This window comes from Undibacterium sp. TJN25, assembly GCF_049339885.1.
Classification (GTDB): Bacteria; Pseudomonadota; Gammaproteobacteria; order Burkholderiales; family Burkholderiaceae_D; genus Undibacterium.
This window is the reverse complement of the sequence record NZ_JBMPPM010000005.1, coordinates 299,831-326,211: the sequence shown is the minus strand read 5'-3', so window position 1 is coordinate 326,211 and position 26,381 is coordinate 299,831. Positions and strand designations below refer to the sequence as shown.

Here is a 26,381-nt window from a genome sequence, read left to right as displayed (position 1 = left end):
AAAGTTTTTACCTACAATTCCCGCAGTGCACAGAATTTTAACTTTAAAAGGAATTATCATGAGCAAAACAACCGATACCGGGCCGGATATTTCACCCGCCATGGTATGGCTGCTGGCGATCGCCTCCGGCCTTATTGTCGCAAATCTGTACTATGCGCAAACACTGGTCGGGCCTATCAGTGCCGCTACCGGCCTTTCCCTTGAAGCGGCGGGCCTGATTGTTACTTTCACGCAGATCGGCTATACGGTCGGGCTGCTATTTATCGTACCGCTGGGCGACCTGCTAGAAAACCGCCGCCTTATCTCCGGCGCCCTGTTTTTTACCGCCACGGCGCTGGCGATTGCCGCAATGGCGACCAGTGCCTGGCTGTTTCTGGCGGCGGCGCTTGCCATCGGTCTGGGTTCAGTCGCCGCGCAGATTCTGGTGCCGTTTGCCGCCCATCTGTCCAAGGAAGCGACACGCGGCCAGACAGTCGGCAAGGTTGTCAGTGGCCTGTTGCTGGGCATCATGCTGGCCCGCCCCGCTGCCAGCCTGGTGGCAGACCATCTGAGCTGGCGCGTGGTATTCGGCGGCGCTGCGGCGATCATCCTTGGCCTGGCCGTGCTACTGCGCATGAGCTTGCCGGTGCGCAGGCCGCATTCTGCAATGTCCTATCCAAAACTGATGATGTCCTTGTGGCACCTGTTTCTTGGCACGCCGGTATTGCGCCGCCGCGCTGCGTATCATGCCGGCCTGTTCGGATCATTCAGCCTGTTCTGGACCGTCGTTCCGCTGGAGCTTGCCGGTCCGCAGTTTCATCTGTCGCTGACAGGCATTGCGATATTCGCACTGGTCGGCATGGCAGGCGCGATCGCTTCGCCCATCGCCGGCAAACTCGCTGACAAAGGCCATACTTTGCTGGCAACGGGCGCTGCGCTGACATTGGGCGTCATAGGATTTGCGTTGCCGATGATTGCACCTCAATCGCGCAATATTGCGTTGGCACTGCTGGTGATCGCATCCATCGTGCTGGACATGGGTGTAGCAGGCAACCTGGTCCTTGGCCAGCGCGCCATCTTCAGCCTGGGAGCGGAAGTGCGCAGCCGCCTGAACGGCCTGTATTTCGCCTTTTTCTTTGCCGGCGGAGCCTTGGGTTCTGCATTAGGCGGCTGGGTGTACGCGTCGTACGGTTGGCACGCTGCATTGCTTGCAGGCATGGTTTTCCCGCTGGCAGCCGGCCTCTACTGGCTGAGCGAATATGTGGAAAACACCCGCATCGCGAAAAGCAGCCACGCTTAAGCGTTCACTTTTATCCGGACCACAGGCCATCGGATTATTTCCATGGCCTTTTTATTGAATACGTGCAAACGTGCATCAAATTACCTGCGGCCATGAAATTGGCGGAAAAAAAATGAATACGCTATTTTGCGGCCAAAGGGCAGCTAATTGCTGAAGTGGAAGAAACTGCTGCCACGTCAAAAAACGTGTAAAACAAGCCGAAAAGCATCAAATAAGCGGAGAATTTGTAGATAAATGGCCAAGATGTGTAAATTGCCACTATATTGCCCTGCATCAGGTTACACTAATGCAACAAAAATAAACTAGTGTTGACGATGACCATCAAGTCCAAACATATCCACCTGTTCATTGCCTCCGGCAGTATCGCAGCGCTGGCAGTCAACATCATCTATGTGCAGGATTACCTTGGCCTGCGTCCTTGCTCCCTATGCGTACTGCAAAGGCTTGCCTACATGCTGATTGCGGTAACCGCGCTGATGGCGCTGTCCCATGATCCTCGCCGCAAGCGACCTGCACTCGCGAATTCGCTGCTGCTGGCGTGGTCGGCCGTAGGCATCGTACTGGCCGGTGGACAGATCTGGCTTGGCAACCGCCCGGCGCTTGCGGACTGCCACCTCGGCGTAGCGGAAAAATTCCTTGCGATACTGCCGCTGGCCCAATGGTGGCCGGCAATGTTTGAATCACATGGCGATTGCGCCGCTACCCAATGGACGCTGCTGCAGCTGTCGATAGCGGATATTTCCATGGCTGTTTTTGTGCTGATAGCCGTGCTGAGTATTGCAGGCGCCAGGAAGAAGCGGCGGGAATCCGCCAGGATGATGTTCAGCTAATCGTACGATAAAAAAAAGGGCCGCGGCGGACTACTGCCGCCGGCAGGCAATCCGCAGCAGCCCCTGCTACACTTTAGAACCTGTGCTGCATGCCTACCGTCACGGCATTAGTGCCGGTACCCGTATCCACCGAATAGTTGACGGCATACAGCAGTGTATGGTCATTGCTGACATGGCCATAGTCTATGTAAAACCGGGTGCGCTTGGAGAAGTCATACTGGTAGCCGATGGCGTACATCTTGGCGCCATTGTCGGCCGCGGTCTTGTCGTTTTTCCATGTGACGTTAGCCAGGAAGCTGCCCTGCCCCAGCGGCACGGTAATGCCCAGCATCGCATCCGCGCTGTCCAGCGTAGTTGCGCCGCCCGCTTCATCCTTGTTGACGCCATAAGCAGCGGCTGCCTTGACTACGCCGAAATCATAGGTTGCGGCCAGCACGGTATTTTTGACCGAGCTGGTTGCCGGGGTGCCATTGAGCTTGCTGTATGCCAGACGGGTCCAGAACGGGCCGTTGACATAAGCGGCAGACAGGCCGATATAACGCCCCGCTGAATTGTCGCCTGCCACTTCGCCGAAGCCGTAGCTCGCGTAGCCGGTAAAGCCGCTGAGGTTCGGCGTGATGTATTGCAGCACGTTATTCAGGCGGGCAGTATAGCCGCCCGTGTTTTTAGGGCCATTGCCGAACAGGCTGGCGGTGCGGCCTGCAAAGCCGTTGCCGAAAGGATCCACCTGGCCCAGCGTATCGTCGATGGGATTATATTGGCGACCCATCTGTATCTGGCCCGCGCTGCCCTTCACACCGACAAAGATCTGGCGGCCGAATGCCAGGCCGCCCTGCGTCGATGCGCCGGTATCGACGGCCATGCCCATCTCCATCGTAAAGTAGGCGGACATGCCGTCGCCAAGGTCTTCCGTGCCCTTAAAGCCCAGGCGCGAACCGTTGCCCATGCCGCTGCTGAGTTTGACGACGTTGCCGGCCGCGCCACCGCGCTCGATAGCCAGACCGGCATCCAGCAGGCCGTAAATGGTGACGTTGGATTGTGCAAAAGCGCTGCCGGACATAAGGCCGCATGCGGACAATACCGCCAGCGCAAGGTTTGATTTCTTCATGAACATGTCTCCTGATGATGGTTTGATTTTTTATAAACTCACTTCTGCAAAGCGGGTTTAGGAGACTTGAAGACCTGCTTTTCAAGTACCGAAGCCCTTGAAACGTCTTTGCCGAAGCATACGGAACCGCCGCCTGTACCGCGCAGCTCCCTGCATCGCGATACGCCGCATCCGGCTTCATAAAGAGCAGCCATGCTTGTTACAAAGGCATACTGGTCTTTATGAAAGGGATACGGCTGACAACGGTAGCGCGCGGACGGGGTAAGCCGTCTCACGACGTTTCAGAGCACCTCGCGTACTCTGTGCCGATCTCGGAGGCCGGCTGCGATGGTTTGCAACCCGGCGTGCGACGGTCGGTCAAAAATCTGAAAATCTGTTTTCCTGCGTTGCCGGAAAGACACTTCTTTGTGGACGTTTTACTATTCCAGCAGCGTTTCTACTATATGTATCAATACCTTGCCCTGGTCCGGCACCGGCGCCACCGCGCCGTAGCCGGTGGTGGAAATCGCCGCCGCCACATTGGCATAACGCGTCGCGTCCAGCAGGTTGTCGCCGGCGGCCAGCCTGGCGACCAGCGCGCCATCAAAACAATCGCCCGCGCCGGTGGCGTCCACCGGTTCTACCTTGAATGCCGCTACATGGCGCGCTTTTTCCTGTCCCTGCTCCCACACCCACGCTCCCTGCGCGCCGCATTTCAGCACGACCTTTTTGGCGCCATGCTGCGCGCACCAGGCGATAACAGAAGGGATATCGTCTTCACCGGATAAAGTCTGCGCCTCATCCAGGCTGGGTAAAAACACATCAGCCAGCGCAATGGTCTTTTGTATGGTGTCCCTGGCCTGTTCCAGCGGCCACAGCCGCAGGCGCAGATTGGGATCATAAGTAATCGTGACACCTGCCGCCCTGGCAATAGCAATTGCCGCCGACACCGTGTCGCTTGCCGTCGCGCTGATGGCCTGGCTGATGCCGGACACATGCAGGTAGCGCGCATGCTGCAGCAAGCCTGCATCCAGAAAATCCGGCGTCATGCGGCTGGCAGCCGAGCCGGCGCGCAGATAGTCGAAATAGTGGCCCTGTTCGTCATGGCTGACAAAATACACGCCGGTATGTGCGTGCGCATCAATACGGACGGCGGAAGTATCCACCCCTTCCTGTGCCCACAGCTGCAGGAACATGCGGCCGAACCTGTCGTCGCCCAGCCGCGTACAATAGGCGACGTTCGCTCCCTGCCGTGCCGCGGCCACGGCAAAGTTTGCAGTATCGCCGCCATATCCCTGCCGGTACTGCGCAGGCGCCGTTTCATTGAACTCCACCATGGGTTCGCCGAGAGCGACGATGTCAAAATGCGGGCGTTTATCCGGCATGCTGCTGCTCCATGACATCCAGCTCGGCCGTCAACTCCTGCAAGGCCATCGCAGTGCCGATTTCCGCCATCTGGTGGTAGTGCATCCGGATCTGTGCGACGAAGCGCGGGTCCGCCGGCAGGTCAGTGCCGAAGACTGCGCTTATTTTCAGCAATGCCAGCACCGGATCGGAAACATCGGCAGCAGCCGCCTGCAAACTGGCCGCCAGAGGGTCGGACAGCGCATAGCTGTCGCCGGCATCCGTGCTGCAGGCAAGGTAGCGCAGCCAGCCCGCCACGGCGAAGCACAGGCGCTGGATTTCCAGCCCTGCATCCAGGCGAGCGCGTATCGTGCCCAGCAGACGCTGCGGCAGCTTTTGCGAACCGTCCATTGCAATCTGGTGCAACTGGTGTTTCAGCGCAGGGTTGCGGAAGCGCTGCAGCAACTCGGCCCGGTATTGGTCCAGGCCCGGGCGCGACAGCGTAGGCGCAATCTCAACTTCCATCATGTCGGAAATAAATTGCGGCAGATTGTCGTCGCGCATCGCCTGGTCCACCGTGGTATGCCCCATCAGTATGCCCAGGTAGGCGAGCGAAGAATGGCTACCGTTCAACATCCGCAGCTTGGCATGCTCATACGGCTGCGCATCGCTGACGATAGTGACGCCGGCCTGTTCCCATGCGGGGCGGGGGCCGGCAAACTTGTCTTCGACTACCCATTGCGTAAAAGCCTCGGTCATCACCGGCCATGCGTCCTGCATGCCGAAGACGGCAGCGACGCGCGCGCGGTCCTCTTCAGTTGTCTTCGGTACTATCCTGTCCACCATCGCATTCGGGAAAGCGCCGTGCTGCGCGATCCAGGCTGCCAGGCCGGCATCTACTTTTTCGGCAAAAGCCAGCACCAGGCCCCTGGTCGTGACGCCATTTGCCGGCAGATTGTCGCAGGACAGCACTGTGAAAGGCGGCAGATTCTTTTGGCGGCGCATCGCCAGCGCACGGACGATATAGCCGATTGCGGAACGGGGTGCAGCCGGATTTGCCAGATCATGCGCGATGTCGGGATGATCCAGCATCAGGCTGCGGCTGGCAGGGTCGTAGCAATATCCTTTTTCAGTCACCGTCAGGCTGACGATATGGCAGCGCGCGTCGGCCATTGCCTCCAGCACCGCAAGCGGGCTCTCCGGTGCGACCAGGGACTTGCTCAATGCGCCGATAATTTGCAGGCGCTCTCCCTGCTCGCTACGAATCGCCAGCGTGTACAGATTGTCTTGCGGCGCGAGCGCATCGCGGGTATCGGCTTGTCGCAGCGATACGCCGACTATGCCCCAGCGCAGGTCGCCGGCGGCCAGCGCCGCCTCGGTATAGGCAGCCTGATGCGCGCGGTGAAAAGCGCCCAGCCCAAGGTGCACGATGCCGGGAGCAACCAGGCTGCGGTCATAGCAGGGAATGGAAGCATGGGCCACCAGCGGCTGCAGCTTGCCGTTGTTGATGAACTGGCTGGATGTATTCATGATCTCGTATTCATTGTCTGTCGCTCTTCCTAAGCCGGTTGCGGATGCTCGCGCACTCGCGACACCAGTTGCGTAGGACTGACGAAGCGCATGGCAATCAGCAGCCACAGCAAGGTAACGACCATGTACACCATCGCCATCGCATCAATGGATTGCGGCGCCCGGACCCCGGCGGCAAATACCGCGTAGTACAGCGCGACAACCAGCGTCTGCGTATCGGAACCGGCAGTCATGAAGGTCAGTTCAAACATGGCGATCGTGCGCACCAGCACCAGCAGCGAAGCAGCCAGGATGCCGGGGGCCAGCAAAGGCACCAGTACATAACGGAACATCTTGCCGGTAGAAGCGCCGAACACGCGCGCCGCGGACTCCAGGTTAGGGTCTATCTGCTCGATGAAAGGTGTCATCACCAGAATCACGAAAGGCAGCGCGGGCAGCAGGTTGGCAATGATCACGCCTGCCAGTGTGCCTGCCAGGTGCAGCTGATACATCAGCGTCGCCAGCGGTATGCCGTAAGTAATGGGAGGCACCATCAGCGGCAGCAGGAACAGCCCGGTCAGCAGGCGCTTGCCCCGGAACTCGCGCCTGGCCAGTGCATAGGCCGCGGGCACGCCAATGACCAGCGCTAGCACGACAACGGCCAGCACCACTTCTATGGTGACCAGCAGCACATCGCCCAGCTGGAATTCTTTCCAGGCGGCGGCATACCATTCCCAGGTCGCGCCTTCCGGCAGCAGCGTGCCGAACCAGCGGGTGGCAACGGAATTGGTCGCTACCGACGCGATCATCAGCCCCACATTGAGCAGGAAGAAAGTCATGAAACCAATGACGACGCTGCTCCATACTTTGCTTGCCCAGTTGATCTGGCGTTTGGGCCTGGAAGTCGCTGTAGAAATGGAGTCAGGCATGGCGGATACGTTCGGTGAAATTGTTTGCATAATGGACCTTAGAAACCTTAACCTTTGCCGCCGGTAACAGGGCCGCGATACAGCAGGCCGCGCGCACCCAGCACCGCTGCGACAACCGCCAGCTGCACCAGGCCCATGATCATTGCTACGGTGGACGCCATGGAATAATCGTAATTTTCAAAAGCGGCTTCGTACGCGGCAATCGAGATGACCCTGGTCGGACCGGCCGGGGAACCCAGCAGCACCGCAGATGGGAATACCGAAAACGCTTGCACGAAGGACAGGCAGAAGGCCATGGCCAGCCCCGGCAGCAGCAGGGGCAGGATGATGTGCCTGAACTGCTTGAACGGCGTCGCGCCCAGGGTTGCCGCCGCGCGAGTCAGCACCGGGTCTATGCCGGTGATGTACGACAGGATCAGCAGGAAGGCAAAAGGAAAACCCGAAATCACCAGCGAGATCAGCACGCCCCAGTAGTTATGCGTCAGCCGCATGCCGCTGAACAGGTGCAGCACCTGCAATGCCTGGGTAAACCAGCCCTTGGGGCCGAAATAGGTCAACATGCCTTCGGCGATCAGCACGGTACCCAGCGTGATCGGTATCACCAGTATCGTGGTGGCGATTTTCTGGTAGCGGCTCTTGCGGCGCAGATGGTAGGCAATAGGCAGCGCTATGCCGACGTTGATGAGGGTGGCAGGCAGCGCCAGTTTCAGCGTCGTGCCTATCGTCATCCACAGGTTGTCGGTATTGAAAAACTTGATGTAGTTGGCGAATGCGCCGCCTTCGCTGGGGTCCAGCGGCTTGAACGACAGCAGCAGGCCATGGCCGAACGGGTATACGAATACCAGTAGCATGAATAGCACCGCCGGCACCAGCATCCACATGACGGGGTCGAGCCAGCGCGAACCGGCTGCCTGTGCTTTGCCGTGCATCATGCTACCTGCTCCGACGGATAGGCCAGCACGCGGTCACGCGGCACCGACACTGTCATATTGTCGCCGGGCTTGGCATTGCCGACAGCACGTACATACAGGCGTGAACGATCCTGCGTGCGCAGCATGAACAGCGATTCGCAGCCGTAATATTCCACCGATTCCACGTTGGCGGTAATGCTGTTGCCGGATTGCTCGCCGGCGGCGCAGATGGTGAATTCTTCCGGGCGGATCGATACCGCGGCGCGTTTGCCGAGTGCCGATTTCGGAATGCCGGTCAGCGAAATGCCAGGACCGGTCAGGTGCGCGCCCTGCCCGTCCTGCGCTGCCACATCCAGCACCAGCTCATTGCGGTAACCCATGAAACGGGCGACGTGCAGATTGGATGGCTGGCCGTACACTTCCTGCGGCGTGCCTATCTGCTGCACCAGGCCGTCCTTCATGACGACGATACGATCGGCCAGCGACAGCGCCTCATCCTGGTCATGCGTGACATAGATGGTGGTGCGGCCCAGCTCGCCGTGGATGCGGCGGATTTCGGAGCGCATTTCCAGGCGCAGCTTGGCATCCAGGTTGGACAGAGGCTCGTCCATCAAAATCAGAGGCGGCTCGATGACAATGGCGCGCGCAATCGCGACCCGTTGCTGCTGGCCGCCGGATAACTGTCCCGGCAATTTGTCCGCATGCTGCGCCAGTTGCACCAGGTCCAGCGCACGCTTGACCTTGACGGCAATGTCGGCGGCAGCCGCGCCACGCATCAGCAGGCCGAAACCGACGTTCTTGGAAACTGTCATGTGCGGGAACAATGCGTAATTCTGGAACACCATGCCGAAGCCGCGCTGTTCCGGCGGCAAGGTATCAATGCGGAAGTCATCCAGGTAGATGCCGCCATCCGACAGCGCCAGCAAGCCGGCAAGGCAATTCAGCGCAGTGGATTTTCCGCAGCCGGAAGGGCCGAGCAGCGCAACGAATTCGCCCCGCGCAATGTTCATGCTGAGGCCGCCAAGCGCGGCAACCGGCGCATCGCCTTTGCCAGCATTGGGGCCGTCGAAACGGCGTGTCACTTTGTCCAGGCGCAGGGTCTTAAAATCGTGTTTCATGATGATTGATCCGGTAACAATTTTTTGCTGACACTTGAGAAAATATTTCACCCCAGGTGCTTGTTGAAGGTCTGCGCAGCAGCGCAGACCTTCGCTGGCTAATAAACTATTTAGCTTTCTGTGTGCCGATTTCCTGATCCCAGATGCGGAAAGCCTTGACCATTTCCTGCGCGTCCAGAGGCTGCACGTGCGGGTTCTTGGTCAGCAGTTCTGCGTATTCAGGACGACCGAATTCCTTGATCACATCCTGGCTGGATTGCGGCGCCATGCTGAGCGGCACGTTCTTCACCGCAGGGCCGGGGTAGAAATAGCCCTTGTCGTAGGTCAGCGCCTGTTGTTCGGGTTTCAGCAGGTAGGCCATGACGTCCAGCACGATTTTGGATTTTTCTGCAGACAGGCCTTTTGGCATCATCATGTACTGGGTGTCGTTGACCCAGGTCATGTTCTTGAAAGCGCCCATCTTAAAATTCTTGGGTACGACACCCAGCGCACGCGGATTGATGTCCCAGCCGGTGACGGTCACCGTCATGTCGCGCGAGCCTTCGCCGAGTTCCTTCATCACCGCGCCGGTACCGCCTGGATAATATTCTATGCAGGTGTTCAGTTCTTTCAGGTAGGCCCAGGTCTTGGCCCAGCCGTTAACAGGGTCCTTGGGGTTCTTGTCGCCCAGCAGGTAAGGCAGCCCCATCAGGAAGGTGCGGCCGGGGCCGGAGTTGGCCGGGCGCGCATAGATCAGGCGGTTAGGATTGGCCTTGCACCATGCCAGCAGTTCCTGTGGGCTGGTAGGAACCTGCTTCACCTTGTCGGGATTGTATTCGAGCAGCGGGCCGGCAGGCATGAACACGACGGCCAGCGCCTGGTCGTGCGCCAGTTCCTGCATCTTGCGCACTTCCGGCAGGTAGTTGTCCAGCACATTAGGGAATTTGGCAGCCTGGTCAGGCAGCACCCTGACCCACAGTTTTTGCTCTATACCAGCAGCCAGGATGTCGGTGCCGCCCAACACCAGGTCGATGTCGCTGCGGTCGGCAGCCTGCATGGCGCGCAGTTTGCTCGGCAGCTCTGGCGCAGGCGCCTTGGTGAACGTAAATTTAACGTTGGGGTTCTTGACCTTGTAGCTTTCTATCGCGTCCTGCAGCAAGGCCAGCGACCCTGCCACGTCCACCACGTTGATGGTGACTTGTTGCGCCAGTGCCGGCAGGCTGCCGGCTGAAAAAATGACGGCGAAAGCGCCAGCGATTGCTTTAAACGCCAGGCGTTTGGGAAATGCGGGATGATTCATGTTTTGTCTCCAATTATTAGAATCTGTCGTCTGGTTCCGGCGCCTTATGATTTTCATGGCGCTCTTATTGCGTATCGTGGAAATTGATATAAATTCGTAGAAATTTCCTGCGCTACGTGAACAAACTTGTTGCGTACTGCCCTGCTGCCGCGCATGCATTGCCTTTATCCAAGGCCACGCGCCGTGCTTCCAACCTGTGCTGTGCTTGTCTTCCTATATCCTGGCTTTCTATAACTTGTATGCCTTCTTCGCGAGCCTGTAGGCCAGGTCTTGCGCGAGTTCATACGCTTCGTTTTCCGTAATCCTGTGTTCGGCCACCAGGCGCGCCAGGTAGCTGCAATCAACGCGACGGGCTACATCATGGCGCGCCGGTATCGACAGAAAGGCGCGCGTATCGTCGTTAAATCCGACGGTATTGGCAAACCCGGCGGTTTCCGTTGTCAGTTCGCGGAAACGGCGCATGCCTTCCGGCGCATCGAAGAACCACCATGCCGGCCCCAGTTTCAGGCAGGGATAGACACCGGCCAGCGGCGCCAGCTCGCGCGAATACGAGGTCTCGTCCAGCGTAAATACAATGATGGACAGGCGCGGGTCCAGGCCCAGCTTGTCCAGCAGCGGCTTCAGCGCAGATGTGTATTCAGTTGCGCGTGGAATGTCGAACCCCTTGTCGCGGCCAAAGCGCGCCAGCATCGCATCGCTATGGTTGCGCCACGATCCCGGATGGATCTGCATGACGAGGCCGTCTTCTATGCTCATCTTGGCCATCTCGGTCAGCATCTGCGCGCGGAACAGTTCTGCGTCAGCCGCAGTCGCCTTGCCGGAAGAAACGACGGCAAACAGCGCCTGGATTTCGGCATCGCCCAGATCCGCAGTCCTGGCGCTAGGGTGGCCATGGTCAGTCGAGGTAGCACCGAGTTGCTTGAAGAAGGCGCGGCGTATGCGGTGCGCCTGCAGATAGCCGCTCCAGTTGAAAGTATCTTCGCCGGTCATTTCACCGAACTTTTCCAGGTTGCTTATGAAGCCGTCGAATTCAGGATCAACTACCGGGTCGGGCCGGTAAGCCGTGACTACCCGCTTGTTGCCGGCTGCCGTCTGCCATGGGTCCGTCGCCAGCTTGCTATGGTGCTGCAGGCTGTCGATAGGCGATTCGGTGGTGGCGATCACTTCTATATTGAAACGCTCGAACAGCGCGCGCGGCAAGAATTCCGGCGTTTGCAGCTTGGCGGCGATATGGTCATAGATCGCATCGGCGCTGGCGGTATTCAATACTTCGTTTATGCCGAAGACTTCAGCAAACACATGGTCCAGCCACATGCGAGAAGGCGTGCCGCGAAACAGCATCCAGTTCTTTGCCAGCACATGCCAGATGCGGCGCGGATCGTCTTCCACCGCCGTGCCGTCGCGGGTTTTGACCCCGACATCTTCCAGGCGGATGCCCTGGCTGAACAGCATGCGGAAGACATAATGGTCAGGCTGTATCAGCAGGGCCGACGGATTGGGAAACGCCTCATTGTCCGCAAACCAGCGCGGGTCGGTGTGCCCATGCGGGCTGACGATGGGCAGGTTCTTTACGCCGTCATACAGGCTCTGCGTAATGGCGCGCGTGACCGTATCGGCGGGAAACAGGCGTTGCGGGTGCAGCAAGGACATTCTTGACTCCTGATCTATTCTTCGACCCTCCTGCTTGCAGTCGGGCCTGTTCGTTATTGCTGATAACTAGTTTCTACTGACCGGCCTTGTCGTCCGGCTTGGCAGGTAGCCGGGCAAGGCCATCCTTTACCCCCCAGCCGCGGGAAAATTCTCGCGTCACTCGTTCCAGGTGGGCGCGCATCGCCTTGCGTGCCGCAGCAGGATCGCGCGCAACGATCGCCTCCAGAATGCGGCGATGGTCCGTCAGCGTTGCCTGGCGCAGTTCCTCGGTCTGGAAATGCTCTTCCATCTTGCTCCACAGCCGGCCGCGCTGGTTCCACAGGTTTTCCAGCACCTCCACCAGCGCGGTATTGCCTGTCGCGCGGGCGATGGCGACGTGAAAGGCGCGGTCGGCGCGATGGTTGGCGGCGATGTCGTCGTAAAACCTTTCCATGTCCTGCATGGCTTTCAGGATGGCGTCTATGGCCGAATCAGTCGCCATGCGGGCCGCCATAGCTGCGACTTCGCTTTCTATCAGCCGGCGCGCAGACAGGACTTCAAACGGCCCGGAGCCGACTTCATGCATGCCGGACGCAGCCTCGCCCTTTTCACTGACGTAAATACCGGAGCCGCCGCGCACTTCAATAATGCCGGTCAGTTCCAGCGCAATCAGCGCCTCGCGCACCGAAGCGCGGCTGACATTAAGGTTGGCCGCCAGATCGCGTTCGGACGGCAGGCGCGAACCGGCCTCTATCTTTTCTTCCTTGATCAGCGCCTGGATGCGGTCTGCCACCACGCGATACAGGCGGGTTTCACTGACATTGGCTTCTGTTGCAACCGACGGATTTTTTGTCATGATCGTATTTATAGGTGTTTCGGAACCGCAAGTTTATCTTCTTTTCAGCGACAAACCTCGCCAACCGGTCAGGCCATTCTAAAGTGGTCAGACCAAAAATGCAATAAGGTCTAGCCAATTTAATTTTAAAATGGCATACTGGTCGTACCAATGTTGCTTTTTGACCTGACCACATACGGGTTAAAACACATTAACCACCAGCCCCTACCGCCTAACACTTGTGAGGAATTCGTGAAGATCACAGACGCCAAAGTCATCATTTGTTCACCCGGACGTAATTTCGTCACATTAAAGATCTACACGGACGAGGGCTTGACCGGCATAGGCGACGCAACGCTGAACGGGCGCGAGCTGTCTGTAGCCTCTTACCTGACCGACCACGTGATTCCCTGCCTGATAGGCCGCGACGCGCACCAGATAGAAGACATCTGGCAATACCTGTACCGCGGCGCCTACTGGCGGCGCGGCCCGGTGACAATGAGTGCAATTGCCGCCGTGGATACCGCGCTGTGGGACATCAAGGCCAAGGCCGCCAACATGCCGCTGTACCAGTTGCTGGGCGGCCGGAGCCGGCACGGCGTCATGGTGTATGGCCATGCCAACGGCAGCGACATAGAACATACAGTCGACGAAGCCCTGCGCTATGCCGAGATGGGTTACCTGGCGATACGGGCGCAGGCCGGCGTGCCGGGCCTGAAAAAAGTGTATGGCGTTTCCAAGGACCAGCTGTTTTACGAGCCGGCCGACGCCAGCCTGCCATCCGAGCACGACTGGTCCACCGAAAAATACCTGGACCACACGCCCAAGCTGTTTGAGAAACTGCGCGACAAGCTGGGTTGGGAACCGCATCTGCTGCATGACGCCCACCACAGGCTGACGCCGATAGAAGCGGGCCGCCTCGGCAAGTCGCTGGAACCCTACCGCCTGTTCTGGCTGGAAGACGCCACGCCGGCAGAAAACCAGGATGCATTCAGGCTGATCAGGCAGCACACGGTCACGCCGCTGGCAGTAGGCGAAGTATTCAACACGATCTGGGATTGCAAGGACCTGATACAGAACCAGCTGATCGACTACATCCGCTCCACCGTCGTGCATGCCGGCGGTATTACCCACCTGCGCCGCATTGCCGACCTCGCCGCGATGTACCAGGTGCGCACCGGCTGCCATGGCGCCACCGACCTGTCGCCGGTGTGCATGGGCGCGGCACTGCATTTCGATACCTGGGTGCCGAATTTCGGCATACAGGAATATATGCGGCATACAGAGGAAACCGATGCCGTCTTCCCACACGACTATCATTTCGACAAGGGCTTCCTGCATGCAGGCGAAACCCCGGGCCATGGGGTGGACATCGACGAGAAACTGGCCGCCAAGTATCCGTATAGCCGCGCCTACCTGCCGGTGAACCGGCTCGCGCACGATGGCACGCTGACGAACTGGTAGCGTGGTGCGGAAAGAAATGCAGATGCCGACAGTAAACCGGGAGTAATACGTGGTCAAACCAAACGCCACCCTCAACAAGAGCGCGCTGAGCATCCGGCTGCATGCGTCGGACAATGTCGTCATCGCGCGCCAGCAGCTGATAGGCGGAACGCTGCTGGAAACAGAGCAGGTGCAAGTGCAAGGCCTGGTTCCGGCCGGCCACAAGCTTGCCACCGCCGGTATCGCACAGGGGCAGGCAGTGATCCGCTACGGCCAGATCATCGGCTTTGCGTCGCAGCCGATACAGCCCGGCCAGCATGTGCACACACACAACCTGGCAATGGGCGAGTTCGAACGCGAACACAGCATAGGCGCGGATGCAAAACCGACCGATTTCATCGCCGAAGCGGATGCGCCAAGCTGGCAAGGCATCGTCCGCGCAGACGGCCAGGTCGCCACCCGTAACTACCTGGGCGTGCTGACCTCGGTCAATTGCTCCGCCACAGCGGCGCGCGCGATTGCCGACCATTTCCGGCGCGACACCAACCCGCAGGCGCTGGCCGATTTCCCCAACGTGGATGGCGTGATTGCGCTGACGCACGGCATCGGCTGCGGCGTCGATCCCGACGGCGAAGCGCTGGCCATATTGCGTCGCACCTTGTCAGGCTATGCGCGCCACCCCAATTTTGCGGCCGTGCTGTTTGTCGGCCTGGGCTGTGAAACCAACCAGATAGGCGAGCTGTTTGCGCAAAACGGCCTGCACGAAAGCGCGCGCCTGCGCAGCTTCACGATACAGGACAGCGGCGGCACGCGCAAAACCGTGGAACGCGGCATTGCCATGATCAAGGAGATGCTGCCGGCTGCCAATACAGTACAGCGCCAACCGCTGCCGATCAGGCATATTACTGTCGGCCTGCAATGCGGCGGTTCCGACGGCTATTCCGGCATTACGGCAAATCCGGCGCTGGGCGCGGCGATGGATATCCTGGTACGGCACGGCGGCAGCGCCATCCTGTCGGAAACGCCGGAAATCTACGGCGCAGAACATCTGCTGACACGGCGCGCCAGCCCGCAGGTTGCCGAGAAGCTGTTGGCCCGCGTGCACTGGTGGGAAGCCTATTGCAAGCGCATGGGGGCGGAAATGAACAACAATCCGTCTTCCGGCAACAAGGCCGGCGGCCTGACGACGATACTGGAAAAATCCCTGGGCGCAGTGGCGAAGGCCGGCAGCACGAACCTGGTGGACGTGCTTGAATATGCAGAGCCGGTAAAGGAAAAAGGCCTGATGTTCATGGACACGCCCGGCTACGATCCGGTATCCGCCACCGGCCAAGTCGCAGGCGGCGCCAATGTGATCTGCTTCACGACGGGACGCGGTTCCGCTTACGGCTGCGCGCCCTCGCCTTCGCTGAAGCTGGCCAGCAACACCGCGCTGTGGAAAAGGCAGGAAGAAGATATCGACATCAATTGCGGCGATATCGCGGACGGCCTGGCCAGCGTCGAACAGGTAGGGCAGCAAATATTCAGCATGATCCTCGACGTGGCATCGGGAACAAAGACCAAGAGCGAGCTGCACGGCTACGGCCAAAATGAATTCGTGCCCTGGCAAATCGGCGCGACGATGTAAATGACAAAGGGGCGCGCTGCGCCCCTTCTGCGTTTATACGATCAACGCGGTCTAGCCGTGCAGCTTCTTGGCTGTCTCGGCGATTTGCTTGCCCTGGTAGCGCGCGCCATCCAGCTCATTTGCCGAAGGCATGCGGGAACCATCGCTGCCGGTGATCGTCGTGGCGCCATAGGGTGAGCCGCCGGTGATTTCCGTCAGCCCCATCTGGCCGGCAAAACCATAATTGAGGCCAACGATCGTCATGCCGAAATGCAGCAGGTTGGTGATGATGGAAAACAGCGTCGTTTCCTGGCCACCGTGCTGCGTCGCCGTCGATGAGAATGCGCCGCCTACCTTGCCGTGCAGCGCGCCTTTGGCCCACAGGCCGCCGGCCTGGTCCAGAAAATTGGCCATCTGTGAAGACATGCGGCCAAAGCGCGTGCCGGTGCCGACGATGATTGCATCGTAGTTCTCCAGTTCGGCAATCGTGGCGACCGGTGCAGGCTGGTCCAGCTTGTAATGGGAAGCCTTGGCCACATCCGGTGGCACCAGTTCCGGCACACGCTTGATATCAACGATAGCGCCCGCGGAACGAGCCCCTTCCGCAACGGCATTTGCCATTGCTTCTATATGTCCATACGCAGAGTAATACAACACCAGAACTTTAGCCATGTGACTTCTCCTAATGATGATGATGGGGATTTTTTCGTGCTGGGAGGGCGGAACGCCCGTATTTCCGACTGGCAAATTGGCAATCGCGTGTAAGCGGCACACACCACCACATACTAGAATCTAAAGCGTCATCCGTAAAGGAATACCGGCCATACCTCTTGAAGACTGGCATGGAGTTGAACCAGAGCAATTTCTACGCGGCGTCAGCGCTGCTCCCCGCCATCCTTGCCATCCTTTTGCAGCTGCGACGCCAGCAGCGTCTGGAACCGGTCCAGATCCGCCGCAGCCATATCCGATACCAGCCAGTACTGCATGCCGGCCTGCGTCCAGTGCAGCAACTGGTAACCCTGCCTGGCCAGATGTTTCGGGGCCGCAGCCTGTGCCACGGAGGGCCAGATATACAGGTTCAGCACATGGCGCTTGTGCCGGTAGATCAGCGCTGCCACGGTACGTTGCGCCACGTAGTCCAGCCGGCCGCCTGTCAGCGGATATTCCTGCTGCGCAAAATCAAAAACCGGGGGTGCAAAATCCAGCTTCCCGGTAAACCACGGCTTGACCGTATGCTGGTCTGATGACGCCACGTCGGCCAGATGGTCCGCCAGCAGCGAACGGAAATGGCTGTCCGTGATTTCCTGCGCCAGCCTGTCATCGCCCAGGCCCACGGACGGTGGCAATACCAGCACAAGGGCCAGCGCCGCCGCGCAGGCCGTGGCCAGGCCGAAATTGATCCAGGCCCAGGGCCAGCCTCCCCGCGGTTGCGGCCGGGCCCGCCGAGGTGGGCTTGCGGCCGCCTGCGCAGCCGTTTGTGCAGCCGCTTGCGCAACCTCTCCGGCCGCCCCGCGGACTGCAAGCTGTATGCGACGGCGCAGGTATTCCGGCGCGACATGCTGTTCCGCCTGCGTCCGGACGGCGCGGCGCAGGCTTTGCAATTGTTTCAGTTCTGCGCTGCATGCGGCACAGCCGATTAGATGCTCGTCCACCATCTGCATATCTTGCGGCGCCAGCTGCTGATCGGCATAGGCTTGCAGCAGCCTGCGGCTTTCCTGGCAATTCATACTGCTCCTCCTTCGCCGGCAGACTTCAGATGCTCCAGCAACAGCTTGCGGCCGCGCGCCAGGCGCGACATGACAGTGCCTAGCGGGATGCCGACTATTTCCGCAATTTCTTTATACGACAAATCCTCAAGCTCCTTCAGCACCACGATTTCCCTGAAGCTGCGCGGCAGCTGTTCCAGCGCCCGGTTGACGATATTTTTGGCGTCCCGCCTGGCGGCAATGATTTCCGGATTCACGCTGGCGTCATACGACGACACAACGTGCTCATCTTCTGCCACGTGATCCGCCTCGTCGTAGGCGACATCGTGCTGTTCGTGCTTATGGTCGCGTAGCGATGAATAATAAGTGTGCCGCACGATGGTCAGCAGCCAGGCGCGCGCATCCCCGCCCTGGAAACCGGGAAAAAACCGGTAAGCGCGCACATAGGCCATCTGGGCCAGGTCTTCGGCGTCGGGCGTATTCAGCGTCAGCCATCTGGCCAGGCTATAGGCAGCATCCAGGTGAGGCAGCACCAGGGCCTCAAATTGGCGAACCAGTTGTTCTTCATCCAAATGCGTATCCATCGTCCCCTGTTGTCCTGATGATGAAGACCCGGCTGCACGGCATTTTATTCCCGAAAAAAAGAATATTTTTATTTCGGGAATATTTTCGCCTGCACAGAGTTATACGGGATGTGGGCAGGCGCGCCGCTTTGCCGTCCCGCCTTGCTGCCGTGGCCCCTAGCGTGGCAGCAGCACACTTAATACCTACTCAACGGGAGCATATCATGCAACAAAAGCTAGCAAGACGCGAATTCCTGAAACTGGCCGGCATAGGCGGCGCGGTATTCGCCTCCGGCCTCGGCAGCGCATCGAGCGCGCTGGCAGCCTACCAGCCGGACTTTTATTTTGTACAGCTGTCCGATACCCACTGGGGTTTTGAGGGCGCGCCCAACCCGGACGCCAGGGGCACGCTGCCCAAAGCCGTCGCCGCCGTCAACAGCCTGGCGGAACAGCCGGATTTCATCGTCTTTACCGGCGACCTGACCCATACCACCGATGATCCGGCAGAACGCAGGAAACGCATGCAGGAATTCCGCGAGCAGGTGTCGCTGCTGAAAGTAAAGCAAATCTATTTCATGCCCGGCGAACATGATGCCTCGCTGGACAATGGCGCGGCCTTCCAGGAATTTTTCGGCAAGACGCACTACCGTTTTGCGCACAAGGGGGTGAACTTCATCGTCATCGACAATGTATCCGACCCTACCGCCTCCATAGGCGAAGCGCAGCTGCAATGGCTGAAAGACGAACTGGCCATGCTGGATAAAAAAGACAAGCTGGTCGTATTTACGCACCGCCCGCTGTTCGACCTGGCGCCGCAATGGGACTGGGCTACCAGGGATGGCGCCAAGGCGGTGGAACTGCTGATGCCCTTCCAGAATGTGACGGTGTTCTATGGACACATCCACCAGGAGCATCACCACATGACCGCGCATATTCCACACCATGCAGCAAAGTCGCTGATATTTCCATTGCCCGCACCCGGCTCCGCACCCAAGCGCACGCCGCTGGCCTGGGACCCCGGCCATCCTTATCAGGGCCTGGGTTTCCGGGATGTGGAAGCCGAAGCATCAAAGCCGGCGCTGCAGATTACCGAACTGCCGGTGCTGAAAGCCTAAACAGGAACATATCATGACAAAACCACCTTCATTTTTATCAAAACGCAGGACCATGCTGATGGCCGCCGTTGCGGCTCCGCTGGCAGTCGCAGGCCTGGGGCGCGCAGCCGCCGGCCCGGCGCCAAAAACCATCCGCATCAGTGCCAAGAAATTCCAGTTCATTCCAGCGGAGGTCAAGCTGAAGCGCGGCGAAGAAGTCATCCTCGAACTCAGCACGCAAGATGTGCTGATGGGGTTCAGCCTGCCGGACTTTAAAACCCGCGCCGACCTGGTGCCGGGCAAAACGCAGACGCTGCGCATTACTCCCGACAAGACGGGTGAATTCGTGTTCCTGTGCGACGTGTTTTGCGGCTCCGGGCATGAGGACATGTCAGGCAAGCTGATCGTGACCTGAGCGGCTACAACAGAAAACCGCCAGCCCGGCAGGCCGGTCTCACCAGCGGGAGAAATGATCCTCGGTGACGCCGGCCAGCTTATGCACGGCACGCGGGCTCGCATCCGGGCCGGATTTGACCCAGCCGCTGAACATGCCTATGGGCTGCACATAGCGGCTGGCGGCAACCAGCAGGTTTTTATCTTCCCTGCGCAAGCCTTCGGGCTGGAACTGCAGGTCCAGCAAGCCGTCGCTGGTGGTGATATGCCACGGCGACATGGGATGGGCGGGATCAAAGTCAAACTGCGCGGCACCGAGGCCGAACAGTTCGCCATCCAGCCACAAGGCGTTTTCCTGCTCGCCGAAATACCCTGCCTGCAGGTTGAAACCGACGTCCCGCCCATGCGCAGAAGCCCAGCACCACGAGGTCTCCCGGCCCAGGAAGCCGCTGGAATAATCAACGCTTGCAATACCAGCGTCCAGCGCATATTGCTTGCCGGAAGCACGTACCTCGCCGCGCACCGCCATGCCGCTGGATTTTTGTGTCGCATGCACCGTGCCGCCCCGTACCGGCCCGATTGCCAGCAGGAAAGGCGCGGCTGCATTGGCGTCGATGTCGGCGTCTATCTCGAACTGTCCATCGCGCAGTCGCAACTGGTAACAGTTCGCAGTGGCGTCATGCCGATAGCTGATCCGCTTGCCAAGGAAACTGAAACTGCTGTCAGCGCCTGCCGCCGGCCGCATGCCGATGCTCGCAGTCAGCCCCGGAATGCCATCCTGCGAAAAGCTGCCGACTTCCCTGCCCTGCCTGCGGTCGAACGCATAGGCGAAGGCAGTATTGATCCAGCCCAGGTCCACGATTGCGATGCCGCAAAATAGATCGTCCGTCGCCAGCGCCACATATTGCCAGCGCTTGTGATGAAAATAGCGCCACAGCGCACCGCGCTTATGCGGCGCGGCCAGCCCGCGCCAGTCCAGCGACTCCATTTTTCCTGCGAATTTACCGCATTGCGGCTGACCTTGTTCATCCAGCAGTTTTCCGGGGACGCCGGCCAATGGTTGAGCAGCAAGCATGGATACCTTTTATTGTATGAACACTTCCGCTCCGGAGCGCCCGCATGGCGATGCAAAAAAGGGCAGGATACCGGTTGCGGGATAGGGTGCGAATATTGGAGAGGCAAAAGGCAAGATACACGAAGCCGGCGCGGAAGGCTATACAAGGGAGGCGCGAACCTGGCTGCGGCTTCCGAACAATTCCTGCATTTCTGATAAAGCAAAAGTCCTGACAGTTTCACTGTCCGGACTTTTGCGCTTGTACTGCGTGGCACTTGAACTGCTTGACGCCTGCGCAGCGTAAGCAGCCTATGCCTGCTTACGCTGCCTTATAACGTTCTGCTGCATGCTTGCGCGACAGGTTGGGCCCCAGGTGTTTGCGAGCCGCATCGTAGGCGTCCCAGTCGGCAGCGTTCGGCAGCGACGGGATAGTGATCAGTTCGCGTTGATCCAGGCCGACCAGCGCCGCGTCCACCATTTCTTTAGCGGTCATGACTATTTCACTCGGCAGATGCTGCACGGCGACGCCCGCCTTGTCCCAGAAGTCAGTGCTGGTGGCGCCCGGCAATACAGCCTGCACCTGGATGCCCTTGGCAGCCAGTTCATGGTGCATGGATTGTGTGAAGTTCACGACAAAGGCCTTGCTGCCGCTATAGGTGCCGTTCAGCACTTCCGGCGCTATGGCAACGATGGAGGCGATGTTGATGACAATGCCGCTGCCACGCTGGGAGAAGCTGGCCGCCGCGCCGCCGGACAGGCGGATCAGCGCGGTGACGTTCAGCTGTATCATTTCTTCCATTTTATCCAGGTCGGAATCCACCAGCTTGGCGGTTGCGCCGACGCCGGCGTTATTCAGCAGCAAAGTGATTGCGCTGTCACTGCGCAGGCGCTGTTCCAGTTTCAGCAAATCGGCTTTCTTGGTCAGGTCGGCGGCGATGGTTTCGACCTTGCGGCCAGTTTCCGTACCCAGCTTGTCTGCGAGCGCGGCCAAGCGCTTCTGGTCGCGGGCAACCAGGATCAGGTCGTAGCCGCGGCGGGCAAGGCGATCGGCGTAGACGGCGCCTATGCCTGAAGATGCGCCAGTGATCAGTGCCGTGCCCTTGTTGGTGTGTGCGTTCATGTGAATTTCCTTTTTTACAATTTAATTAAAAGATGGCTGATTGGTATCAGGAGCCGGAGCATCGCTCGGTGAGGCTGAAGTCCGCATTGACAGGAATAGTGTATGGGCTTACCCTAATGACTTAAATGACATAGATACCTCTTTTTAGGACATCCCCATGAAGCGCATCGGTTTTATCGTTTTTCCCGGCTTCCAGATACTGGATACCGTGGCCGTGGCGGTGTTTGAACTGGCAAACATGCTGGCGCCGCAGCCTGTCTACCAGATAGACACCCTGTCCGAGCATGGCGGCACCGTCATCAGTTCTTCCGGCATGAAGGTCGATACGGAGCCTTTCGGCGATGCTGCTTTTGATACCGCCATGGTCGCAGGCGGCATGACGCTGGAACCTCAATCAAAGGGGTTGCATGATTTCCTGAACCGCGCGCTGCTGGTATCGCGCCGCACCGCCAGCATCTGCACCGGTGCCTTCGTCCTGGCCGAGGCCGGCATACTTGACGGCCGCCGCGCAACGACACACTGGTACCACGCGCGCGAACTGCAAAAACGTTTCCCCAAAGTCAAGGTGGACGAAGACCGCATCTTTATCGTGGACGGTTCGGTCTGGACTTCCGCCGGCATGACCGCCTGCATAGACCTGTGCCTGGCCATGGTGGAAGAAGACCTGGGTGTGGAGATGTCGCGCAGCGTGGCGAAAAAGATGGTTGTCTACCACCGCCGCAGCGGCGGGCAATCGCAGTATTCGGCACTGCTGGAGCTGAGCCCAAAGTCGGACCGCATCCAGACATCGCTGGTCTATGCCAAGGAAAATCTGCGCAAGGGGCTGTCGGTAGAAGAACTGGCGGAAGTGGCACACCTGAGCCCGCGCCAGTTCAGCCGCGCATTTGCCGAGGAAACCGGCCAGACGCCGGCCAAGGCGATAGAAAATCTGAGGGTGGAAGCAGCCCGCAACATGATAGAAGAAGGCCGCCATACGATAGATGTGGTGGCGACCGAGACGGGCTTTGGCGACCCTGAACGCATGCGCCGCGCGTTCCTGCGCGCTTTCGGCCAGCCGCCGCAATCGATCAAGCGGGCGGCGAGAAGCCTTGCCGCCGCCTGACAGCCGTAGAGAAGAGAATCAACGCCCTTTGTGTGCTACCCACCGGCTGCCGCCAGCCGCAGCGACAGCGCAACACCTTCCGCTGCCAGCGTGATTTCCGGCAGTGAAGGAAAGCTGGGCGCAATACGGATATGCCTGTCCTGCGGGTCTATGCCATAAGGGAAGGCTGCGCCGACTACTGTCAGCACGATGCCCAGGCCCTTGGCCAGTTCCGCAGTGCGTTTTGCCAGCCCCGGCGGCGTTTGCAGGTCGATGAAGTAGCCGCCTTGCGGACGGCTCCAGCTGACCTGCGCCATGCCTTCCAGTTGCCGCGTGAACTGCGCGTGCACGGCATCGAACTTCGGTTTCAGCAATTGCCGGTGCTGCTCCATCAGCACCTCTACGGTGGCCCGGTTCTTCAGGAATTTTACATGGCGTAGCTGGTTGACCTTGTCCGGCCCTATGCTGCGCACGCCCGCGTGTTTTAGCCACCATGCGAGGTTGGCAGGGGAAGACGCCATCGCCGCCAGGCCGGAGCCGGCGAATGTGACCTTGGATGTGGAGGCAAAGACATAGGCGCGGTCCGGATTGCCCGCCTTGGCGCATTCCTCCAGCATATTGGGGATGGTAATTTTTTCTTCGCCGAGATGGTGGAAGCGGTAAGCGTCGTCCCATAGCAGGCGAAAATCCGGCGCTGCAACCGGCATTGCTGCCAGCCGGCGCACCACAGCATCCGAATACACGGTGCCGGACGGGTTGGCATATTTGGGCACGCACCACATGCCTTTGATGCCGGCGTCTTTGGCCACCAGCGACTCGACCAGATCCATGTCGGGACCGTCTTCCTTCATCGGGATGCTGACCATCTTGATGCCCAGTGCCTCGCAGACGGCGAAATGCCGGTCGTAGCCGGGCACGGGACACAGGAAGCTGACAGGCTCCTGCGATATCCAGCGCAGGCTGCCCGCCGCGCCGTACAGCAGGTGGAAACTGATCAGGTCGTGCATCAGCGACAGGCTTTTGCTGCCATCGACAATTACTTGCGACGGCGGCAGATCCAGCAGCTCGCCGAACAGCGCGCGCGCCTCGGGCAGGCCGGTTGCACCGCCGTAATTACGGGTGTCGGTGCCGTCTGCCGCCAGATACGTCTCCATCGCGCCCAGCAACGCATTGGACAGGTCCAGCTGTTCCGGCGACGGTTTGCCGCGCGACATATCCAGTTTCAGGCCTTTTTGCTGGAATGCCTGGTACTGCTGTTGAATTTCCGATGCACTCATGCGTTTTCTCCGAATAGTCGTTGCTCCATCATCCGCCGCCGCAAGGCGCATGAACAGATATAGATTTAGACAATAAAGACCATAACAGCCACTCAAACACCCGCTGAAGCCCTGGCAAACAAGGCTTCTGCAAACTCCACAAATGCCCTGATCTTGGCCGCGCGATGATGCTGTTGCTGGAACAGCACCGACACATCCGGCCCCGGCGAGGACCATTCTTTCAGGATGGGCACCAGCAAGCCGGCGCGCAGAGGTTCCGCCACCGACACGGACATGTGCTGGACGATGCCGGCGCCCGCCTTGGCCGCCTCTATCATCGACTCCACGTGGTCTATCGCCAGCAGCGTCTGCGGCACATGCTGCAATTTTTCGCCGTCTTTTTCAAATACCCAGGGCCGCAACTGGCGTGAGTTGGGTTTTAAAAAACTCAGGCAGGGGAACTGCGCCAGCTCTTCCGGATGGGAGGGCACGCCGTGCTTTTCCAGGAAGGCCGGCGAGGCGCAGCAGATATAGCTGGTTTTGCAGATACTCTTTGCAACCAGGTTGGAACTGGGCAGCTCGCCTATGCGGATCAGCACATCCACGCCCTCTTCCACCATGTCGATGTTGCGGTCGCCTACCGTTATCTTCAGCGTGATGTCAGGGTAGGCCGCCATGAAGCGCGGCAAGGCCGGCGCTACATACAGGCGGCTGATGATACTGGGCATGTCTACGCGCAGGCTGCCGCCGGGCTTCTGGCCGGATTGCATCAGGCTGCTTTCCAACTCATCCATGTCTTCCAGCAGCCGTAGCGCCTGTTCATAGCATTTGCGGCCCTCTTCGGTCAGCGACATGCTGCGCGTGGTGCGATTGAGCAGCTTGGCGTTGAAATGCTTTTCCAGGGCGGCAATGTGGTTGGTGATCGACGAGGTGGACATGCCCAGCTTGTCGGCCGCCCGGCTGAAGCCGCCGAACTCCACCACGCGGCAAAACACTTTCAATGCTTCCAGACGGTCCATGGCTCTTCCTGCTTCCGCACATTGTTGTTCACGAATTCATTGTAGCACCGGCAATTTCCAGCGGGATTATCCCGCTTTCCTGAAAACTGCATTGCGCCCCGCCCCGTTTTTCTCTGCCGCGCCTCCGCGTAGACTGTGTTCATCGGTGAGCCACACAAGAAATCGCCGGCTGAATGAATCAATTAAGCAATGAACCCTTACACAACACCATTTAGGAGCACCATCATGTCCCACTCATCCATGCAAGCCCTGGTACTGGAAACCTACGGCACCCCTTTTGTTGCCCGCGAATTGCCGGTGCCTGTGCCGACGCAAGGCGAAGTGCTGGTGCGCATCCATGCCAGCGGCGTTAATCCCCTTGATACCAAGATACGCGGCGGCAATGCGGCGCATGCAAAAACCGTATTGCCGGCCATTCTCGGCATAGACCTGGCGGGTGTCGTGGAAGCAGTCGGTCCCGGCGTCAGCGGCTTCAAGCCCGGCGACGAGGTCTATGGCATGACAGGCGGCATCGCCGGCGTACAAGGCTCTCTGGCCCAGTATGCGGCAGTTGATGCAAGCCTGCTGGCGCATAAGCCTGCAGCTCTCGGTATGCGTGAAGCAGCAGCCTTGCCGCTAATCTTCATCACCGCATGGGAAGGCCTGGTTGACCGGGCCAAAGTACAGCCAGGGCAAAAAGTACTGGTGCATGGCGGCGCCGGCGGCGTCGGCCATATCGTCGTGCAACTGGCACGGGCGCTGGGTGCGGACGTCTATGCCACCGGCTCGGCAGAGCAGAAAGCGATCATCGAAGGCTATGGCGCAACCGCCATCGACTATAAAACCAGCAGCGTTGCCGACTATGTCAACGCCTATACCGGCGGCGAAGGCTTTGACATCGTGTACGACACCGTAGGCGGCGCTACGCTGGACGCATCGTTTGAAGCGGCACGCACCTACGGCGGCCATGTCGTCAGCTGCCTGGGCTGGGGCACGCACAAGCTGGCGCCGCTGTCTTTCCGCGCAGCCACCTATTCCGGCGTATTTACGCTGCTTCCGTTAATTACCGGCAAAGGCCGCGCCCACCACGGCGACATCATGCGCGAAGCCACCGCACTGGCGCAGGCCGGCAAGCTGAAACCCCTGATGGATGCGCGCCGGTTCAACATGGAAACCGTAATGGACGCACATACGCTGGTGGAAACCCGCGCTGCCCGCGGCAAGATCGTGATTGATATTTTGTAAGCCTGCCGTTCCTCGCCTCCGAGATGAAAGCCGGCCATGGCCGGCTTTTTCTTATCCATAAAAAATGAATGC

General features: G+C 59.4%; 24 protein-coding genes. 8 read left to right on the top strand and 16 right to left on the bottom strand.

What is annotated here, in order from left to right; all coding sequences use genetic code 11:
- Positions 1-58 precede the first annotated feature (58 nt).
- Together ACO0LO_RS14840 and ACO0LO_RS14835 are read left to right on the top strand one after the other, a co-directional pair.
- Positions 59-1,279 carry an MFS transporter gene (locus ACO0LO_RS14840; protein WP_422965005.1) on the top strand — a complete coding sequence of 407 codons (1,221 nt, stop codon included), beginning with the start codon at positions 59-61 and terminating at the stop codon, positions 1,277-1,279.
- 314 nt (positions 1,280-1,593) lie between these two features.
- Positions 1,594-2,109, top strand: coding sequence for a disulfide bond formation protein B (locus tag ACO0LO_RS14835; protein WP_422965004.1), 516 nt, complete (start codon positions 1,594-1,596; stop codon positions 2,107-2,109).
- A gap of 73 nt (positions 2,110-2,182) precedes the next feature.
- Here ACO0LO_RS14835 and ACO0LO_RS14830 read toward each other — a convergent pair whose 3' ends face one another.
- The 9 genes from ACO0LO_RS14830 to ACO0LO_RS14790 all read right to left on the bottom strand — a co-directional run bounded on the left by ACO0LO_RS14830 (position 2,183) and on the right by ACO0LO_RS14790 (position 12,771).
- Positions 2,183-3,217 (bottom strand): porin, encoded by a 1,035-nt coding sequence (locus tag ACO0LO_RS14830; protein ID WP_422965003.1) that lies wholly within the window; start codon positions 3,215-3,217, stop codon positions 2,183-2,185.
- 419 nt (positions 3,218-3,636) lie between these two features.
- Positions 3,637-4,581 (bottom strand): sugar kinase, encoded by a 945-nt coding sequence (locus ACO0LO_RS14825; protein ID WP_422965002.1) that lies wholly within the window; start codon positions 4,579-4,581, stop codon positions 3,637-3,639.
- Positions 4,571-6,070 carry a mannitol dehydrogenase family protein gene (locus ACO0LO_RS14820; RefSeq protein ID WP_422965001.1) on the bottom strand — a complete coding sequence of 500 codons (1,500 nt, stop codon included), beginning with the start codon at positions 6,068-6,070 and terminating at the stop codon, positions 4,571-4,573. The genes ACO0LO_RS14825 and ACO0LO_RS14820 overlap by 11 nt, the downstream gene beginning before the upstream one ends.
- Positions 6,071-6,099: 29 nt before the next feature.
- Positions 6,100-6,888 (bottom strand): ABC transporter permease, encoded by a 789-nt coding sequence (locus ACO0LO_RS14815; RefSeq protein WP_422965164.1) that lies wholly within the window; start codon positions 6,886-6,888, stop codon positions 6,100-6,102.
- Between the two features lie 137 nt (positions 6,889-7,025).
- Complete coding sequence (locus ACO0LO_RS14810) at positions 7,026-7,910, bottom strand: ABC transporter permease (RefSeq protein ID WP_422965000.1); 885 nt, start codon at positions 7,908-7,910, stop codon at positions 7,026-7,028.
- A complete protein-coding gene (locus tag ACO0LO_RS14805; RefSeq protein WP_422964999.1) occupies positions 7,907-9,007 on the bottom strand; it encodes an ABC transporter ATP-binding protein in 1,101 nt (366 codons plus the stop codon). Before ACO0LO_RS14805 ends, ACO0LO_RS14810 begins: the two co-directional genes overlap by 4 nt.
- Before the next feature lie 106 nt (positions 9,008-9,113).
- Positions 9,114-10,286 (bottom strand): extracellular solute-binding protein, encoded by a 1,173-nt coding sequence (locus ACO0LO_RS14800; protein WP_422964998.1) that lies wholly within the window; start codon positions 10,284-10,286, stop codon positions 9,114-9,116.
- A 228-nt stretch (positions 10,287-10,514) separates the two neighbouring features.
- Complete coding sequence (gene uxaC, locus ACO0LO_RS14795; RefSeq protein WP_422964997.1) at positions 10,515-11,936, bottom strand: glucuronate isomerase; 1,422 nt, start codon at positions 11,934-11,936, stop codon at positions 10,515-10,517.
- A 73-nt stretch (positions 11,937-12,009) separates the two neighbouring features.
- Positions 12,010-12,771 carry a FadR/GntR family transcriptional regulator gene (locus tag ACO0LO_RS14790; RefSeq protein WP_422964996.1) on the bottom strand — a complete coding sequence of 254 codons (762 nt, stop codon included), beginning with the start codon at positions 12,769-12,771 and terminating at the stop codon, positions 12,010-12,012.
- Positions 12,772-13,002: 231 nt separating this feature from the next.
- Here ACO0LO_RS14790 and manD point away from each other — a divergent pair, with 231 nt between their 5' ends.
- Entirely contained in the window at positions 13,003-14,214 is a 1,212-nt protein-coding gene (gene manD / locus ACO0LO_RS14785; protein WP_422964995.1) for a D-mannonate dehydratase ManD, read from the top strand.
- Positions 14,215-14,263: 49 nt separating this feature from the next.
- Positions 14,264-15,820 (top strand): UxaA family hydrolase, encoded by a 1,557-nt coding sequence (locus tag ACO0LO_RS14780; protein WP_422964994.1) that lies wholly within the window; start codon positions 14,264-14,266, stop codon positions 15,818-15,820.
- Between the two features lie 51 nt (positions 15,821-15,871).
- Here the strand turns inward: ACO0LO_RS14780 and wrbA are convergent, their stop codons facing one another.
- The 3 genes from wrbA to ACO0LO_RS14765 form a co-directional block, all read right to left on the bottom strand.
- A complete protein-coding gene (wrbA, locus tag ACO0LO_RS14775; RefSeq protein WP_422964993.1) occupies positions 15,872-16,471 on the bottom strand; it encodes an NAD(P)H:quinone oxidoreductase in 600 nt (199 codons plus the stop codon).
- Between the two features lie 203 nt (positions 16,472-16,674).
- Positions 16,675-17,526 carry an anti-sigma factor family protein gene (locus ACO0LO_RS14770; protein WP_422964992.1) on the bottom strand — a complete coding sequence of 284 codons (852 nt, stop codon included), beginning with the start codon at positions 17,524-17,526 and terminating at the stop codon, positions 16,675-16,677.
- A complete protein-coding gene (locus ACO0LO_RS14765; RefSeq protein ID WP_422964991.1) occupies positions 17,523-18,089 on the bottom strand; it encodes a sigma-70 family RNA polymerase sigma factor in 567 nt (188 codons plus the stop codon). The genes ACO0LO_RS14770 and ACO0LO_RS14765 overlap by 4 nt, the downstream gene beginning before the upstream one ends.
- A 203-nt stretch (positions 18,090-18,292) precedes the next feature.
- Between ACO0LO_RS14765 and ACO0LO_RS14760 the strand changes: the two genes are divergently transcribed.
- Positions 18,293-19,183 (top strand): metallophosphoesterase family protein, encoded by an 891-nt coding sequence (locus ACO0LO_RS14760; RefSeq protein ID WP_422964990.1) that lies wholly within the window; start codon positions 18,293-18,295, stop codon positions 19,181-19,183.
- A 13-nt stretch (positions 19,184-19,196) separates the two neighbouring features.
- Entirely contained in the window at positions 19,197-19,577 is a 381-nt protein-coding gene (locus tag ACO0LO_RS14755) for a cupredoxin domain-containing protein (protein WP_422964989.1), read from the top strand.
- A 39-nt stretch (positions 19,578-19,616) separates the two neighbouring features.
- Here ACO0LO_RS14755 and ACO0LO_RS14750 read toward each other — a convergent pair whose 3' ends face one another.
- Positions 19,617-20,630 carry a DUF2804 domain-containing protein gene (locus ACO0LO_RS14750; RefSeq protein ID WP_422964988.1) on the bottom strand — a complete coding sequence of 338 codons (1,014 nt, stop codon included), beginning with the start codon at positions 20,628-20,630 and terminating at the stop codon, positions 19,617-19,619.
- A gap of 298 nt (positions 20,631-20,928) precedes the next feature.
- Positions 20,929-21,729 carry an SDR family NAD(P)-dependent oxidoreductase gene (locus ACO0LO_RS14745; RefSeq protein WP_422964987.1) on the bottom strand — a complete coding sequence of 267 codons (801 nt, stop codon included), beginning with the start codon at positions 21,727-21,729 and terminating at the stop codon, positions 20,929-20,931.
- Positions 21,730-21,886: 157 nt separating this feature from the next.
- On the opposite strand from ACO0LO_RS14745, the gene ACO0LO_RS14740 reads away from it, so the two are divergent.
- A complete protein-coding gene (locus ACO0LO_RS14740) occupies positions 21,887-22,831 on the top strand; it encodes a GlxA family transcriptional regulator (protein ID WP_422964986.1) in 945 nt (314 codons plus the stop codon).
- 35 nt (positions 22,832-22,866) lie between these two features.
- On the opposite strand, the gene ACO0LO_RS14735 is transcribed toward ACO0LO_RS14740, so the two are convergent.
- Positions 22,867-24,087 carry an aminotransferase class I/II-fold pyridoxal phosphate-dependent enzyme gene (locus ACO0LO_RS14735; protein WP_422964985.1) on the bottom strand — a complete coding sequence of 407 codons (1,221 nt, stop codon included), beginning with the start codon at positions 24,085-24,087 and terminating at the stop codon, positions 22,867-22,869.
- A 92-nt stretch (positions 24,088-24,179) separates the two neighbouring features.
- On the bottom strand, positions 24,180-25,085 hold the full coding sequence (locus ACO0LO_RS14730) for a LysR family transcriptional regulator (RefSeq protein WP_422964984.1): 906 nt from the start codon (positions 25,083-25,085) through the stop codon (positions 24,180-24,182).
- Positions 25,086-25,310: 225 nt separating this feature from the next.
- Here ACO0LO_RS14730 and ACO0LO_RS14725 point away from each other — a divergent pair, with 225 nt between their 5' ends.
- Positions 25,311-26,309 carry a zinc-dependent alcohol dehydrogenase family protein gene (locus tag ACO0LO_RS14725; protein ID WP_422964983.1) on the top strand — a complete coding sequence of 333 codons (999 nt, stop codon included), beginning with the start codon at positions 25,311-25,313 and terminating at the stop codon, positions 26,307-26,309.
- Positions 26,310-26,381 lie beyond the last annotated feature (72 nt).

What these genes read in the sequence shown, in the direction of transcription:
- ACO0LO_RS14840 (WP_422965005.1), top strand. Translation starts at nt 59, where the DNA reads ATGAGCAAAACAACCGATACCGGGCCGGATATTTCACCCGCCATGGTA.
- ACO0LO_RS14835 (WP_422965004.1), top strand. Translation starts at nt 1,594, where the DNA reads ATGACCATCAAGTCCAAACATATCCACCTGTTCATTGCCTCCGGCAGT.
- ACO0LO_RS14830 (WP_422965003.1), bottom strand. Translation starts at nt 3,217, where the DNA reads ATGAAGAAATCAAACCTTGCGCTGGCGGTATTGTCCGCATGCGGCCTT.
- ACO0LO_RS14825 (WP_422965002.1), bottom strand. Translation starts at nt 4,581, where the DNA reads ATGCCGGATAAACGCCCGCATTTTGACATCGTCGCTCTCGGCGAACCC.
- ACO0LO_RS14820 (WP_422965001.1), bottom strand. Translation starts at nt 6,070, where the DNA reads ATGAATACATCCAGCCAGTTCATCAACAACGGCAAGCTGCAGCCGCTG.
- ACO0LO_RS14815 (WP_422965164.1), bottom strand. Translation starts at nt 6,888, where the DNA reads ATGACTTTCTTCCTGCTCAATGTGGGGCTGATGATCGCGTCGGTAGCG.
- ACO0LO_RS14810 (WP_422965000.1), bottom strand. Translation starts at nt 7,910, where the DNA reads ATGATGCACGGCAAAGCACAGGCAGCCGGTTCGCGCTGGCTCGACCCC.
- ACO0LO_RS14805 (WP_422964999.1), bottom strand. Translation starts at nt 9,007, where the DNA reads ATGAAACACGATTTTAAGACCCTGCGCCTGGACAAAGTGACACGCCGT.
- ACO0LO_RS14800 (WP_422964998.1), bottom strand. Translation starts at nt 10,286, where the DNA reads ATGAATCATCCCGCATTTCCCAAACGCCTGGCGTTTAAAGCAATCGCT.
- uxaC (WP_422964997.1), bottom strand. Translation starts at nt 11,936, where the DNA reads ATGTCCTTGCTGCACCCGCAACGCCTGTTTCCCGCCGATACGGTCACG.
- ACO0LO_RS14790 (WP_422964996.1), bottom strand. Translation starts at nt 12,771, where the DNA reads ATGACAAAAAATCCGTCGGTTGCAACAGAAGCCAATGTCAGTGAAACC.
- wrbA (WP_422964993.1), bottom strand. Translation starts at nt 16,471, where the DNA reads ATGGCTAAAGTTCTGGTGTTGTATTACTCTGCGTATGGACATATAGAA.
- ACO0LO_RS14770 (WP_422964992.1), bottom strand. Translation starts at nt 17,526, where the DNA reads ATGAATTGCCAGGAAAGCCGCAGGCTGCTGCAAGCCTATGCCGATCAG.
- ACO0LO_RS14765 (WP_422964991.1), bottom strand. Translation starts at nt 18,089, where the DNA reads ATGGATACGCATTTGGATGAAGAACAACTGGTTCGCCAATTTGAGGCC.
- ACO0LO_RS14760 (WP_422964990.1), top strand. Translation starts at nt 18,293, where the DNA reads ATGCAACAAAAGCTAGCAAGACGCGAATTCCTGAAACTGGCCGGCATA.
- ACO0LO_RS14755 (WP_422964989.1), top strand. Translation starts at nt 19,197, where the DNA reads ATGACAAAACCACCTTCATTTTTATCAAAACGCAGGACCATGCTGATG.
- ACO0LO_RS14750 (WP_422964988.1), bottom strand. Translation starts at nt 20,630, where the DNA reads ATGCTTGCTGCTCAACCATTGGCCGGCGTCCCCGGAAAACTGCTGGAT.
- ACO0LO_RS14745 (WP_422964987.1), bottom strand. Translation starts at nt 21,729, where the DNA reads ATGAACGCACACACCAACAAGGGCACGGCACTGATCACTGGCGCATCT.
- ACO0LO_RS14740 (WP_422964986.1), top strand. Translation starts at nt 21,887, where the DNA reads ATGAAGCGCATCGGTTTTATCGTTTTTCCCGGCTTCCAGATACTGGAT.
- ACO0LO_RS14735 (WP_422964985.1), bottom strand. Translation starts at nt 24,087, where the DNA reads ATGAGTGCATCGGAAATTCAACAGCAGTACCAGGCATTCCAGCAAAAA.
- ACO0LO_RS14730 (WP_422964984.1), bottom strand. Translation starts at nt 25,085, where the DNA reads ATGGACCGTCTGGAAGCATTGAAAGTGTTTTGCCGCGTGGTGGAGTTC.
- ACO0LO_RS14725 (WP_422964983.1), top strand. Translation starts at nt 25,311, where the DNA reads ATGTCCCACTCATCCATGCAAGCCCTGGTACTGGAAACCTACGGCACC.